12 protein-coding genes and 4 tRNA genes are annotated in these 13,277 nt (G+C 62.7%); 8 read left to right on the forward strand and 8 right to left on the reverse strand.

Features of this window, described 5'->3' with window-relative positions; all coding sequences use genetic code 11:
- Window position 1 precedes the first annotated feature (1 nt).
- The 3 genes from IFU31_RS07635 to yacG are packed head-to-tail and all read left to right on the forward strand — an operon-like array spanning window position 2 to window position 1,691.
- Complete coding sequence (locus IFU31_RS07635; protein ID WP_192102640.1) at window positions 2-871, forward strand: prepilin peptidase; 870 nt, start codon at window positions 2-4, stop codon at window positions 869-871.
- Window positions 868-1,491 carry a dephospho-CoA kinase gene (gene coaE, locus IFU31_RS07640; protein WP_192102641.1) on the forward strand — a complete coding sequence of 208 codons (624 nt, stop codon included), beginning with the start codon at window positions 868-870 and terminating at the stop codon, window positions 1,489-1,491. The genes IFU31_RS07635 and coaE overlap by 4 nt, the downstream gene beginning before the upstream one ends.
- A complete protein-coding gene (yacG, locus tag IFU31_RS07645) occupies window positions 1,488-1,691 on the forward strand; it encodes a DNA gyrase inhibitor YacG (RefSeq protein ID WP_192102642.1) in 204 nt (67 codons plus the stop codon). The genes coaE and yacG overlap by 4 nt, the downstream gene beginning before the upstream one ends.
- Before the next feature lie 132 nt (window positions 1,692-1,823).
- On the opposite strand, the gene IFU31_RS07650 is transcribed toward yacG, so the two are convergent.
- Entirely contained in the window at window positions 1,824-2,249 is a 426-nt protein-coding gene (locus IFU31_RS07650) for a DUF3830 family protein (RefSeq protein WP_192102643.1), read from the reverse strand.
- 100 nt (window positions 2,250-2,349) lie between these two features.
- Here IFU31_RS07650 and IFU31_RS07655 point away from each other — a divergent pair, with 100 nt between their 5' ends.
- Entirely contained in the window at window positions 2,350-2,979 is a 630-nt protein-coding gene (locus IFU31_RS07655) for a DUF1780 domain-containing protein (RefSeq protein WP_122475299.1), read from the forward strand.
- A gap of 329 nt (window positions 2,980-3,308) precedes the next feature.
- Window positions 3,309-4,610, forward strand: a complete 1,302-nt coding sequence (locus IFU31_RS07660) for an NAD(P)/FAD-dependent oxidoreductase (RefSeq protein ID WP_192102644.1) — start codon at window positions 3,309-3,311, stop codon at window positions 4,608-4,610.
- A gap of 245 nt (window positions 4,611-4,855) precedes the next feature.
- On the opposite strand, the gene IFU31_RS07665 is transcribed toward IFU31_RS07660, so the two are convergent.
- The 7 genes from IFU31_RS07665 to rluD form a co-directional block, all read right to left on the reverse strand.
- A tRNA-Pro gene (locus tag IFU31_RS07665) sits at window positions 4,856-4,932 on the reverse strand.
- A gap of 98 nt (window positions 4,933-5,030) precedes the next feature.
- A tRNA-Lys gene (locus IFU31_RS07670) sits at window positions 5,031-5,106 on the reverse strand.
- A 5-nt stretch (window positions 5,107-5,111) separates the two neighbouring features.
- Window positions 5,112-5,188, reverse strand: a tRNA-Pro gene (locus tag IFU31_RS07675).
- Window positions 5,189-5,198: 10 nt separating this feature from the next.
- A tRNA-Asn gene (locus tag IFU31_RS07680) sits at window positions 5,199-5,274 on the reverse strand.
- A gap of 386 nt (window positions 5,275-5,660) precedes the next feature.
- Window positions 5,661-8,225, reverse strand: a complete 2,565-nt coding sequence (gene clpB / locus IFU31_RS07685; RefSeq protein WP_192102645.1) for an ATP-dependent chaperone ClpB — start codon at window positions 8,223-8,225, stop codon at window positions 5,661-5,663.
- Between the two features lie 251 nt (window positions 8,226-8,476).
- Window positions 8,477-9,214: a peptidoglycan editing factor PgeF gene (gene pgeF, locus IFU31_RS07690; RefSeq protein ID WP_192102646.1), complete on the reverse strand. Its 738-nt coding sequence runs from the start codon at window positions 9,212-9,214 to the stop codon at window positions 8,477-8,479.
- Window positions 9,211-10,173, reverse strand: a complete 963-nt coding sequence (rluD, locus tag IFU31_RS07695; RefSeq protein ID WP_122475306.1) for a 23S rRNA pseudouridine(1911/1915/1917) synthase RluD — start codon at window positions 10,171-10,173, stop codon at window positions 9,211-9,213. Before rluD ends, pgeF begins: the two co-directional genes overlap by 4 nt.
- A 150-nt stretch (window positions 10,174-10,323) precedes the next feature.
- Between rluD and IFU31_RS07700 the strand changes: the two genes are divergently transcribed.
- The 3 genes from IFU31_RS07700 to IFU31_RS07710 all read left to right on the forward strand — a co-directional run bounded on the left by IFU31_RS07700 (window position 10,324) and on the right by IFU31_RS07710 (window position 13,277).
- Window positions 10,324-11,346 (forward strand): outer membrane protein assembly factor BamD, encoded by a 1,023-nt coding sequence (locus tag IFU31_RS07700; protein ID WP_122475307.1) that lies wholly within the window; start codon window positions 10,324-10,326, stop codon window positions 11,344-11,346.
- 112 nt (window positions 11,347-11,458) lie between these two features.
- Window positions 11,459-11,692, forward strand: a complete 234-nt coding sequence (locus IFU31_RS07705; RefSeq protein ID WP_122475309.1) for a PP0621 family protein — start codon at window positions 11,459-11,461, stop codon at window positions 11,690-11,692.
- A complete protein-coding gene (locus IFU31_RS07710; RefSeq protein WP_446731023.1) occupies window positions 11,682-13,277 on the forward strand; it encodes a sensor histidine kinase in 1,596 nt (531 codons plus the stop codon). Before IFU31_RS07705 ends, IFU31_RS07710 begins: the two co-directional genes overlap by 11 nt.

Raw genomic sequence — 13,277 nt, forward strand, 5'->3', positions numbered from 1 at the left:
CATGCTCCTACTTGAATTCCTGGCCAGCCCGCTGGCCCTGATGTTCTGCGCCCTCCTCCTGGGCCTCATCATCGGCAGCTTCCTCAACGTCCTCATCCACCGCCTGCCCATCATGCTCGACCGTGACTGGACCACGCAGTCCCGGGAAATGCTCGGTCTGCCGCCGGAGCCCAAAGGCGCGGCGTACAACCTGCTGCTGCCCCACTCCGAATGCCCGCACTGTGCCCACAAGATCCGCGCCTGGGAGAACATTCCGGTGGTGAGCTACCTGATGCTGCGGGGCAAGTGTGCCAGTTGTCGGGCGAAGATCAGCCTGCGTTATCCGCTGGTGGAACTGGCCACGGGCATCTTGAGTGCCTTTGTGGTGTATCACTTCGGCTTGAGCTGGCAGGCCGGTGCGTTTTTGCTGCTGACCTGGGGCTTGCTGGCGATGAGTCTGATCGATGCCGATCACCAATTGCTGCCGGATGTGCTGGTGCTGCCGTTGCTGTGGCTGGGGTTGATCGTCAATGGCCAGGGGTTGTTTACCAATCTCTACGACGCGCTGTGGGGCGCGGTGGCGGGTTATCTGAGCCTGTGGCTGGTGTATTGGGTGTTCAAGTTGATCACCGGCAAGGAAGGCATGGGCTACGGCGATTTCAAGTTGCTGGCCATGCTCGGGGCTTGGGGTGGCTGGCAGATATTGCCGCTGACCATTCTGTTGTCGTCGCTGGTGGGAGCGGTGCTGGGGGTGTTGATGCTGCGGATGCGCAACGCGCAAACCAGTACGCCGATCCCGTTCGGGCCTTATCTGGCCATCGCGGGGTGGATTGCATTGCTGTGGGGTGATCAAATAACCACTTCATACATGCAGTTTGCCGGGTTCCGATGACAACAGCTGTGGATAAACCTTGGGTGCTGGGCCTCACCGGCGGCATCGCCAGCGGCAAGAGCGCGGCAGCGCAACGCTTTGCCGAGTTGGGCGTGCACGTGGTGGACGCCGATCAGGCTTCGCGCTGGGTGGTGGAGCCAGGGCGGCCAGCGCTGGCGGCGCTGGTGCAGCGCTATGGTGCGGCGCTGTTGCAGGCCGACGGCAGCCTCGACCGTGGGGCGTTGCGCAAGGTGATCTTCGAGGATGCGCAGGAGCGGCGCTGGGTCGAGGCTTTGCTGCATCCGTTGATCGCCGAGGAAATCGCCCAGTCGCTGGCTTCGGCGACGTCGCCCTATGCGGTGTTCGTGTCGCCGCTGATGGTCGAGTCGGGGCAGTATCGGACTACCCAGCGCTTGCTGGTGGTGGATGCGCCGGAGGCGGTGCGGGTTGCGCGGACTTTACTGCGCGATCACACCACGCCCGAGCAGGTCCAGGCGATTCTGAAAGCCCAGGCGAGCCGCGAGCAGCGGCTAGCGCTGGCGGACGATGTGCTGGTCAATGACCGCGATCTGGCCTGGCTGCACTCGGAAGTCGAGCGGCTGCATGCTTTTTATCTGACTTTGCGTGGAGGCCGAGAATGAGCCAACCCTTGATCGTTGATTGCCCGACTTGCGGGGCGCCGGTGGAATGGAAGGCAGCGAATGCGAACAGGCCGTTCTGTTCCGATCGTTGCAAATTGATTGACCTGGGGGCCTGGGCGTCCGAGGAGCACAAGATTCCGGTGAGCCCGGATGCCGAGGACGACCTGTTCAGCGAGGACCTGCCACCGCGGGGGCATTGAGGCGGCCTGTCGAACATGGGTCGTGGGTGCTTGTTTGGTACGGTCTTGGAAACCGCGTTTAACGCCGACGCGGCTTGCGCCGCTGCTACAGGGGCGGGGTTAGCCGCGTCGGGGAGCACCGAGCAGGTGCGGTCACGCCAATTCGAACAACACCTCTTGCGCACCTTCCCACAAGGTCTTCACACCCAAGGCGCGGAGGTTTTCCTTGCCCTGCACCACAGTAAGGAAATGATTGCCGGCCAACTGCCCCATCTTGCTGGCGAAGCAGCAGGAGCCGTAAGCCAGCAGGATCTCCGTCTCGCTGTACGGCCCGGGATAAAACAACACGTCCCCCACCGACGGGTGGCTGGTGTGGTTCTCGAACCCGACCCGCTCGTCACCGCGCAGCAACTGGAATTCACCCAGCGGCACCCAGCACGCCTCGCCACTCCAGCGCACATGGATGATCTTCTGCCGATACGGCAGCAGCTTGAGAAACGCATCCACCGTCTGCGGCGCATCGGGATGGGTTTCGGCCAAGAATTCGTAGCCGCCGGAGGTGATCTTGATGCTGGGCATGGTGCAGCTCCTGGGAAAATCCCATCCTTACCCATCGCCGAGAGATTTTGAAGCGTCGGCTGTTATTCTTTTCGTCGCACAGGCGGGCTAAGCTAGGGCCATGGATGACTCCGACTACCTGCGTTTGCTCACCAGCCAGGCCGAACAGGCCAATGCCTTCCTCTCCAATGCGCGCAAGTGGGAGCGCGAGCGTTGGGTGTGCGAGCGCCTGTTGCAGGGCCTGAACATCGCCTACCGTGACGATGAATTCACCCCCGCCGGCCAGGAGCCGCCGGACGTGCTGTTCCGTGAAGCCAGTTTCGAAGTGTTCTTCGTGCTCGACGAAGGGCGCAGGCTCAACGATGAATGGCGCGAGGAGTTGCAGCGCCGCCGCAGCGCTTTCTCCCTCAGCCAACTGGTCCGGCGCGAGGCACGCCCCAAACGCATCCGCGCGCCCGAGCTGCTGCAGCGGCTGGCACCGACCTTGCGCAAGAAAGCCCACAACTACCGCGAACGCGGGCTGGACCTCGGTGAGCTGGACATCATTGCCTTCGCTAGCCTCAAGCGCGAAACCCTGGACTTGAACAGCCATTTTCCGCCGCCTACCGAGTTTCTTCGCCAAGGCTGGCGCTCGCTGTCGCTGGTCGGACCCACCTTTGCCCGGGTCTTGTTCGCTCATCCGGATGCGCCGGATTTCCTGCGCAACAACCTGGGCCGCAGCATCGTTTTCGATGTGGGCATCAGTTTGTGAACACACCCTTTTACCAGTCATGGCGCAGGGGCCGTGCGGATGATACAAAGCGCTCTCGCCCGCACCGCCCGTCAGGAACCCTGTAGCCTTGCCAGCGTCTGAAACGTCTACCTGTTCAGGGTCGCCTGCCCTGCCACGTGACACTCGCCCATTGATCGGCGGTCACTCGTGCGCGCCTCGGTTGCAAGTCGAGCACCTGCTCCTTGCCCTGGGGACAGCCGTAGCAGGGCTTGTCGATCCATCTGTTCGAAGGTGTGGAGCTCTGAGCTGCCTTGCGCTCGCCCACCCCCCGCAGACACCCGAATTCGTTAACCTTATGAGAGCTTTCCATGACACAACGCATCGTTATTGTCGGCGGCGGCGCCGGCGGCCTGGAACTGGCCACCAGCCTGGGCAAGACCCTGGGCAAGCGCGGTACGGCCAGCGTCACGCTGGTGGACGCCAACCTGACCCATATCTGGAAGCCACTGCTGCATGAAGTGGCCGCCGGCTCCCTGAATTCGTCTGAAGACGAGCTCAACTATGTGGCTCAGGCCAAGTGGAATCATTTCGAGTTTCAGCTTGGCCGCATGAGCGGCCTGGACCGCGCGGCCAAACAGATCCAATTGAGCGCCACCCTCGATCCGGAAACCGGCCTGGAGCTGGTACCGGCGCGCAGCATCGGCTATGACACGCTGGTGATTGCGGTAGGCAGCACCACCAACGACTTCGGCACCAAGGGGGCGGCGGAGCACTGCCTGTTTCTCGATACCCGCAAGCAGGCCGAGCGCTTCCACCAGCAACTGCTCAATCACTACCTGCGCGCCCATGCCGGGCACGACGAGAGTCGCGCGCAGATCAGCGTCGCCATCGTTGGCGCCGGTGCTACCGGTGTCGAGCTGGCAGCCGAGTTGCACAACGCGGCAAAAGAACTGGCGGCTTACGGCTTGGGCCGCATCGCGCCGGAGAACATGCGCATCACCTTGATCGAAGCCGGCCCACGGGTGCTGCCGGCGCTGCCCGAGCGCATCGGTCAGCCGGTGCACCAGACCTTGGAGAAGCTCGGTGTGACGGTCTTGACCAATGCCGCGGTGAGCGAGGTGACTGCAGAAAGCCTGCTGACCAGCAGCGGCCAGGTGATTCCGGCCAGTTTGAAGGTGTGGGCAGCCGGTATTCGTGCGCCTGGCTTCCTCAAGGAGATCGATGGCCTGGAAACCAACCGCATCAATCAGTTGGTGGTACGCCCTACCCTGCAGTCTACCCGTGACGATGACATCTTTGCCTTCGGTGACTGTGCGGCGTGCCCGCAGCCGGGCACCGACCGCAACGTGCCACCGCGCGCGCAGGCGGCCCATCAGCAGGCCTCGTTGCTGGCCAAGTCGCTGAAGCTGCGCATCGAAGGCAAGGCGCTGCCGGAGTACACCTACAAGGATTACGGCTCGCTGATTTCCCTCTCGCACTTTTCGGCGGTGGGCAACCTGATGGGCAACCTGACCGGCAGCGTCATGCTGGAAGGTTGGCTGGCGCGCATGTTCTACGTGTCGCTGTACCGGATGCACCAGGCGGCGCTGTATGGCCTGTTCCGCACCGGCATGCTGATGCTGGGCAGCCGCATTGGCCGCGGCACCGAGCCGCGATTGAAGCTGCATTGATCCATCGTTGCCTGCAATCCCTGTAGCAGCGGCGCGAGCCGCGTCATTGGCGATGCGGTGTGTTTGACACTCCGCGGTGTGGCCGGACGCGGCTTGCGCCGCTGCTACAGGGGTACGCCGCGTTACCGGCTACGTGGTGTGTCTGATACAACGGGTGCTGGCGGACGCGGCTTGCGCCGCTGCTACAGGGGCGGAATGGAAGGCAAAAAAAAGGCGCCCATGACAGGCGCCTTTTTTCATGAATATGGTCGGGGTAAGGGGATTCGAACTCCTGACATCCTGCTCCCAAAGCAGGCGCGCTACCGGACTGCGCTATACCCCGGTACAAAAAAGGCACCCCGGAAGGCGCCTTTTCTGCTGCCCACTGCTGTTAAACGGTGGGGCTTTTTAAGATTCGATCCAGCGAACCGGAATCAAAAATGGTGGGTCGTGTGGGATTCGAACCTACGACCAATTGGTTAAAAGCCAACTGCTCTACCAACTGAGCTAACGACCCAAATATGGTCGGGGTAAGGGGATTCGAACTCCTGACATCCTGCTCCCAAAGCAGGCGCGCTACCGGACTGCGCTATACCCCGATATGAAATTTGGCTCCGTGACCAGGACTCGAACCTGGGACCCAATGATTAACAGTCATTTGCTCTACCGACTGAGCTATCACGGAACTATCAATTTCAGTACATCTACAACCGCTGCAGCTTCAAGCCTGTATCACTACCGCCTTGAACTCTTCGACCCGTTCGCATCGCTGCGTTCATGTCTCTGAGGCGCGCTATTCTACAATTTTCAAAACCTCTGTCAACCCTTTAAATTGCTTTCAAGACACTGATTTGCAACTTTTTTTCAGAACCGGTGAAGCCAGTGGCTCTGCGGGATGACGTACAGCGGGGCGCACTTTACAAGCCTTGAAACGAAAATGCAACGGCAAATCAATGGGGTGGGTTAGTGAGGGCCTCTTCGCGGGCAGAGCCTGCTCCCACAATGACTTGAGCGCCCGCAGGAGCGGGAGCGGGCTCTGCCCGCGAAGAGGCCCTCACTGCCACTCATCACTCAAGCAAACACAATCTCGTCATCGACCACCGACGCCTGCACCGATGTCCCTGGCAGGAATTTGCCCGAGAGAATCAGCTGTGCCAGCGGGTTCTCGATCCAGCGCTGGATCGCACGCTTCAACGGACGCGCGCCATACACCGGGTCGTAGCCCACCGCGATCAGCTTATCCAGCGCCTCGTCGCTCAGCTCCAGGCTCAGATGGCGCTCGGCCAGACGGCTCCGCAAGCGGGCCAGCTGGATCTGCGTGATCCCGGCGATCTGGTCGCGCGCCAGCGGCTCGAAGATCACCACCTCGTCGATCCGATTGACGAACTCGGGACGGAAATGGCTGGTGACCGCATCCATGACCGCCGCGCGCTGCGCCTCGCGGTCGCCGACCAGCTCCTGGATACGCGCCGACCCCAGGTTCGAGGTCATGACGATCACGGTGTTGCGGAAGTCCACGGTACGCCCGTGGCTGTCGGTCAGACGGCCATCTTCCAGCACTTGCAACAGCACGTTGAACACGTCCGGGTGAGCCTTTTCGACTTCATCGAGCAGCAACACCGAGTACGGTTTGCGACGCACCGCTTCGGTCAGGTAGCCGCCCTCTTCATAGCCAACGTAGCCGGGTGGCGCACCGATAAGGCGAGCGACCGAATGCTTCTCCATGAACTCGGACATGTCGATGCGCACCATTGCTTCTTCGGTATCGAAGAGAAACTCGGCCAGCGCCTTGCACAGTTCGGTCTTGCCCACACCGGTCGGGCCGAGGAACATGAACGAGCCGCTGGGCCGGTTGGGATCGGACAATCCGGCACGCGAGCGCCGCACTGCGTTGGACACCGCCACCACGGCCTCTTCCTGGCCGATCACGCGTTGGTGCAGCAGGCTTTCCATCTTCAGCAGCTTGTCGCGCTCGCCTTCGAGCATCTTCGACACGGGAATCCCCGTCCACTTGGAAACCACCTCGGCGATTTCTTCCTCGGTCACCTTGCTGCGCAGCAACTGGTTCTCGCTTTTGCCGTGCTGGTCGACCATCTGCAGGCTGCGTTCCAGATCGGGGATGATCCCGTACTGCAACTCGGCCATACGGCTCAAGTCGCCGCGCCGACGCGCTGCTTCCAGTTCTTGACGCGATTGTTCGATCTTCTGCTGAATCTGCGCCGAACCCTGCACCTCGGCTTTTTCCGAGGTCCAGATTTCTTCCAGGTCGGCGTATTCGCGCTCCAGTCGGTTGATTTCCTCGGTCAGTTTTTCCAGACGCTTGATCGCGGCCTCGTCATCCTCTTTCTTCAAGGCCTGGGACTCGACCTTGAGCTGGATCAGACGGCGCTCCAGGCGGTCGAGCACTTCGGGCTTGGAGTCGATCTCCATGCGGATGCGGCTGGCCGCCTCGTCGATCAGGTCGATGGCCTTGTCGGGCAACTGGCGGTCAGTGATATAGCGGTGGCTGAGTTTGGCTGCCGCGATGATCGCGCCGTCAGTGATGGCCACCTTGTGGTGAACCTCGTAGCGCTCCTTGAGGCCACGCAGGATGGCGATGGTGTCTTCCTCGCTCGGCTCCTCGACCAGCACCTTCTGGAAGCGCCGCTCCAGGGCGGCATCCTTCTCGATGTACTGGCGGTACTCGTTGAGCGTGGTGGCACCTACGCAGTGCAGCTCGCCACGGGCCAGTGCCGGCTTGAGCATATTGCCCGCATCCATCGAGCCTTCGCCTTTGCCGGCGCCGACCATGGTGTGCAGTTCGTCGATGAACAGAATGATCTGCCCTTCCTGCTTGGACAGCTCATTGAGCAGCGACTTCAGGCGCTCCTCGAACTCGCCGCGAAACTTGGCGCCGGCGATCAGCGCGCCCATGTCCAGGCTGAGCAGGCGTTTGCCGCGCAAGCCATCGGGGACTTCACCATTGATGATGCGCTGGGCCAGGCCTTCGGCAATGGCAGTCTTGCCCACACCGGGCTCACCGATCAGTACCGGGTTGTTCTTGGTGCGGCGCTGCAGCACCTGGATGGTCCGACGGATTTCGTCGTCACGGCCGATCACCGGGTCGAGCTTGCCTTCCTCGGCGCGCTTGGTCAGGTCGACGGTGTATTTTTCCAGGGCCTTGCGCGACTCCTCGGCGTTGGGGTCGTTGACCGCCTCGCCACCGCGCAGGTTGCTGATGGCATTTTCCAGCGCCTTCTTGCTGACGCCCTGGCCCAACAGCAGCTTGCCCAGTTTGCTGTTGTCGTCCATGGCCGCCAGCAGCACCAGTTCGCTGGAGATGAACTGATCGCCCTTCTGCTGCGCCAGCCGGTCGGCCTGGTTGAGCAGGCGCGCCAGGTCCTGGGACATGTTGACGTCGCCGGTCGGGTTCTGGATTTTCGGCAACTGGTCGAGCTCTTTGCTCAGCGCCTTGCGCAGGCTGTTGATGTCGAAGCCCACCTGCATGAGCAACGGACGGATCGAACCGCCCTGCTGGTCGAGCTGCGCCTGCATCAGATGCGCCGGTTCGATGGCCGGATGGTCCATGCCAACGGCCAGGGATTGTGCGTCGGATAACGCGAGTTGAAGCTTGCTGGTCAAACGGTCTATACGCATGAGTCACCTTCCTGAAAAGGGGCAGGCCGGAGCGATGGACACACCTGATAAAGAAAACCTGCCGGGGATGACAGTTAGATGGGGGGTGTTGGTGAAGATTCAAGGTTGGGGGTTGCAGATCTAGATAGGTTGTGTCAGTGCCGGCCTCTTCGCGGGCAGAGCCCCGCTCCCACAAATGCAGATTGATGGCCTCTCAGCGAGCCCAGTGTGGGAGCCGGGCTCTGCCCGCGAAGGGGCCATCGGCTGCGAAGCTAGGGTTCCAGCCACACCAGTGAAGCGAATCGCCCCGTGACCGACGCGCGGCGATAGGAAAAGAACCGCTCATCTTCCACGGTACACATCCCCCCGCCATACACCGCCGTCACCCCCACCGCAGCGAGGCGAATCCGCGCCAAGGCATAGATATCAGCCAGGAACTTGCCAGGCGCAGCACCTGGCACGAATGCCTCACCCGCTTGCGGGTGGGTGACCATGAACGCCTCACGCACCTCGGCGCCGACCTCGAACCGACGCGGACCGATGGCTGCCCCCAGCCAGGCCATCAGTTGCCCGGGCGGTTCCTGGAAACCATCGACAGTGGCTTCCAGCACCCCGGCCGCCAACCCGCGCCACCCGGCGTGGGCCGCTGCCACGCGGGTACCTGCCCGATTGCAGAACAACGCAGGCAGGCAATCGGCAGTCATGGCGGTGCAGGCAATGCCGGGGGTGGTGGTCCAGCTCGCATCCGCCTCGAGTACGCGGCTCGGGTCGGCCTCGACCACACGGATCCCATGCACCTGGTTCAGCCAGGCCGGCAGGATGCCGAAGTGGGCGGTCAGACGCAGGCGGTTCTGCACCACGCACTGTGGATCGTCGCCCACATGCGCGCCCAGGTTCAAACTGGCATACGGGGCCGGGCTGACGCCGCCTTCACGGGTGGTCACGCAGGCCCTCACCGACGCCGGAGCCGGCCAGTCGGGAAACAGCAGGCCCTGCGCGAACGTGGTCACCCGATGAAGGCCTCGCGATCCTGCTTGAGCAGCGACAGCAGCCAGACGAAGTCGTCGGGCAAGGGCGATTCCCAGCCCATGCGCTCACCGGTCGTCGGATGATCCAACTCGAGGAAGCGCGCGTGCAGGGCCTGGCGCGGGAAGGTTTTCAGCGCGTCGACCATGGTGGCGCTGGCCGCAGGCGGAATGCGGAAGCGCCCGCCGTAGGCCGGATCGCCCACCAACGGGAAGTTGATGTGCGACATGTGCACGCGGATCTGGTGGGTCCGACCGGTTTCCAGCTTGACCCGCACATGGGTGTGGGAGCGGAAACGCTCGAGCACGCGATAATGGCTGACGGCTTGCTTGCCGCCCTCCATCACCGCCATGCGCTGGCGCTGCTGGCCGTGCCGACCGATCGGCGCGTTGATCTTGCCGCCTGCGGTAACCACGCCGATCACGATGCATTCATAGATGCGGCTGACCGAGCGGCTCTGCAGTTGGGTCACCAGCTGCGTCTGCGCCTGAATGGTCTTGGCCACCACCATCAGACCGGTGGTGTCCTTGTCCAGGCGGTGGACGATGCCGGCACGCGGCACGTTGATGATGTCCGGCACGTGGTGCAGCAGTGCGTTGAGCAGCGTGCCGTCGGCGTGGCCGGCGGCCGGATGGACCACCAGGCCGGCCGGCTTGTTGATGACAAGGATCTGGTCGTCTTCGTAGACGATGTCCAGATCGATGTCCTGGGCCACCCATTCACCTTGGGCTTCCTGTTCGGCATTGAGCTCGAGCAGGGCACCGCCATGCACGGTATCGCGCGGGCGCAGAACGCCCCCGTCCACGGTCAGGCGGCCCTCTTTTATCCAGGCGGAAAGGCGCGAGCGCGAGTGCTCAGCGAATAATTGGGCGGCGACTTGGTCGAGGCGTTGTCCGCCCAAATCGGACGGTACCTCTGCGCGAAGTTGTATGATCTCGGACATGCTCGGACTAGGCGGCGGCACAGCCTTTGGTTTCGGCTGCACGCTTGTGGTTAAATACGGCGTCTTTTGCCCCGGTGGTTCCACGGGGTGCTCATCATAACAGGACGGCCACGCCCGAGACAGCGGCCGTTTATAGGGACGCTAGCCGCCATGCAAGTGAAACACCTGCTGCTGATCGCCATCCTCGGATTCACCGCGGCCTGTTCTTCGACCAAGGAAGTGGTCGATGAAAACCTCAGCGAAGTCGAGCTGTACCAGCAGGCGCAGGCCGACCTGGACAACAATAGCTACACCAGTGCCACGGCCAAGCTCAAGGCGCTGGAGTCGCGTTATCCGTTCGGCCGCTATGCCGACCAGGCGCAGCTCGAGCTGATCTACGCCAACTACAAGAACTCCGAGCCGGAAGCGGCGAAGTCGGCTGCCGAGCGTTTCATTCGCCTGCACCCGCAGCACCCGAACGTCGACTACGCCTATTACCTCAAGGGCCTGACCTCGTTCGACCAGGACCGTGGCCTGGTGGCGCGTTTCCTGCCGCTGGACATGACCAAGCGTGACCCGGGCGCTGCCCGCGACTCCTACAACGAGTTCGCCCAGCTCACCAGCCGCTTCCCCAACAGCCGCTACGCGCCCGATGCCAAGCAGCGCATGATCTATCTGCGCAACCTGCTGGCGTCCTACGAGATCCACGTGGCTGACTACTACCTGACCCGTCAGGCCTACGTCGCTGCTGCCAACCGTGGCCGCTACGTGGTGGAAAACTTCCAGGAAACGCCGTCCGTCGGCGACGGCCTGGCGGTGATGACCGAAGCCTACATGCGTCTGCACCTGGATGACCTGGCCGCGACCAGCCTGGACACCCTGAAAACCAACTACCCGGATCACCCGAGCCTGGAAGACGGCAAGTTCGTGCCCCAGCAGGACGAAGCGGACAACCGCTCGTGGATCTCCAAGGCCACCCTGGGCTGGATCGGCAACAACACCGACCCGCTGCCGCCGGGCGAAACCCGCGCCAACCAGGATGTGCAGCGTCAGTATCAGGAAGCGCGCGACGCCATTCCGAAAGAACTGCTGCCACCTGAAGACGGCGGCACCGCCGACCAGCAGCAGCCAAACGCCGAAGAGGGCAAGAGCCGTTCGTGGTTCAGCTACGCCACCTTCGGTCTGTTCGACTGAAGCTGGGCTGCATTGAAAAAAGGGGCCTGATGGCCCCTTTTTTTTCGCCGCTTGCTCCGCATCGGGCGCGCTCCTACACTGCGCCATCTCCCCTGGCAAAGCTGACCATCCCATGATTCGCCTGATTTTCTGGATCGCCGTCGTGTTCGCCGCCATTTGGCTGTGGCGCAAATTCAAGAACCCGGCGCGCGCGCCTCGCCAGGATGACAAGCCGGCATCGCTGAGCATGGTTCGATGCGCCCAGTGCGGCGTGCATCTGCCAGAAGACAGCGCGCTGCGCCGCGACAGCCATTGGTATTGCAGCAAGCCACACCTGGAGCAAGGGCCCGGCAACGGTGCCCGCTGAAGCGCAGTTTCTCGGCGGCGCCCAGGCGCAGCGGATGCTGCGCCTGTACCACCTCTACCGCTTGACCATCGGCCTGTCGCTGGTCCTGCTGATTTCCAGCAACATGGACAACCGCCTGCTGGAATTGGCCGATGGCGAACTGTTTCGCGCCGGCAGCTGGCTGTACCTGATCCTCAACATCCTGGTCGTGGTGCTGATGGGCAACCCGCGCCGGGTCTTGCCGGTGTTCAGCCTGGCCACTGCCGACGTGATCATGCTCGCGGGCCTGTTCTACGCCGGCGGCGGTACACCCAGCGGTATCGGCAACCTGATGATCGCCTCGGTGGCGATGGGCAATCTGCTGCTGCGCAACCGCCTGGGCCTGTTGATCGCCGCACTGGCCACCATCGGCATCATCTACCTGACGTTCTACCTGAGCATCTCGCGCCCCACTGCCGCCAACGACTACCTGCAGGCCAGCACCCTGGGTGTGCTCTGCTTCGCCGTGTGGTTCGTGGTTCAAGGCCTCAGTCGCCTGTTGCGCACCAGTGAGAACCTGGCCGAGCAGCGCGCCAGTGACGTCACCAGCCTGGAGGCGCTGAACGCGCTGATTCTGCAGCGCATGCGCACCGGCATCCTGGTGCTGGACACCGAACTGCGGGTGCAGCTGGCCAACCAGGGGGCCTTGGGGCTTTTTGGCCGCATGACACTCAATGGTGAGCTGATCGCCGTCCACTCACCCGACCTGATCGAACGGTTGCTGCAGTGGCAGACCAACCCTGCCCTGCGCGTGAAAAGCCTCAAGTTCTCCCCTACCGGGCCGTCGATCCAGGCCAGCTTCATTGCCCTGCGTCGCGGCGGTGAACAGCAGCAGACCCTGGTGTTTCTCGAAGACCTGTCGCAGATCGCGCAGCAGGCCCAGCAACTCAAGCTGGCCGCGCTCGGCCGCCTCACGGCCAGTATCGCCCACGAGATCCGCAACCCGCTGGGCGCCATCAGCCATGCCGGGCAATTGCTGCAGGAATCCGAAGACCTGCCGGTAGCCGACCGGCGTCTGACGCAGATCATTCAGGATCAATGCAAGCGCATGAACCTGATCATCGAGAACGTGCTGCAGCTGTCGCGCCGGCGCCCCAGCGCACCGCACCCGCTGGACCTCAAGGCGTGGCTGGAAAACTTCGTCAGTGACTTTCGCACCACCGCGCGCCCGGGCCAGCAACTGCACATGTACGTCAGCGACGGCACCCTGGAAACCCGCATGGATGCCAACCAGCTGACCCAGGTATTGAACAATCTGGTGGAAAACGGCCTGCGCTACAGCGCCCAGCAACAGGGTCGCGCGCAGGTCTGGCTGAATCTTTTCGTAGAGCCCACCAATGGCCTGCCGATCCTCGAGGTGCTGGACGATGGGCCGGGCTTTGCCGCCGATCAGTTGCAGCACATGTTCGAGCCTTTCTTCACCACCGAAAGCAACGGCACCGGGCTGGGCCTGTATATTTCCCGCGAGCTGTGCGAAAGCAACCAGGCCCACCTAGACTACAGAGCACGTGAAAAAGGGGGCAGCTGCATGCGCATTACCTTCGCCCACCCGCGCAAACAGGGATGA

The sequence above is a fragment of the Pseudomonas sp. CFBP 13602 genome, from assembly GCF_014842725.1.
Taxonomy (GTDB): domain Bacteria; phylum Pseudomonadota; class Gammaproteobacteria; order Pseudomonadales; family Pseudomonadaceae; genus Aquipseudomonas; species Aquipseudomonas baltica.

Bases quoted from the DNA above. Each gene is read 5' to 3' on its own strand.
- IFU31_RS07700 (WP_122475307.1), top strand. From the start codon at position 10,324: ATGCAAGTGAAACACCTGCTGCTGATCGCCATCCTCGGATTCACCGCG.
- IFU31_RS07635 (WP_192102640.1), top strand. From the start codon at position 2: ATGCTCCTACTTGAATTCCTGGCCAGCCCGCTGGCCCTGATGTTCTGC.
- yacG (WP_192102642.1), top strand. From the start codon at position 1,488: ATGAGCCAACCCTTGATCGTTGATTGCCCGACTTGCGGGGCGCCGGTG.
- IFU31_RS07650 (WP_192102643.1), bottom strand. From the start codon at position 2,249: ATGCCCAGCATCAAGATCACCTCCGGCGGCTACGAATTCTTGGCCGAA.
- IFU31_RS07655 (WP_122475299.1), top strand. From the start codon at position 2,350: ATGGATGACTCCGACTACCTGCGTTTGCTCACCAGCCAGGCCGAACAG.
- IFU31_RS07705 (WP_122475309.1), top strand. From the start codon at position 11,459: ATGATTCGCCTGATTTTCTGGATCGCCGTCGTGTTCGCCGCCATTTGG.
- rluD (WP_122475306.1), bottom strand. From the start codon at position 10,173: ATGTCCGAGATCATACAACTTCGCGCAGAGGTACCGTCCGATTTGGGC.
- IFU31_RS07660 (WP_192102644.1), top strand. From the start codon at position 3,309: ATGACACAACGCATCGTTATTGTCGGCGGCGGCGCCGGCGGCCTGGAA.
- coaE (WP_192102641.1), top strand. From the start codon at position 868: ATGACAACAGCTGTGGATAAACCTTGGGTGCTGGGCCTCACCGGCGGC.
- clpB (WP_192102645.1), bottom strand. From the start codon at position 8,225: ATGCGTATAGACCGTTTGACCAGCAAGCTTCAACTCGCGTTATCCGAC.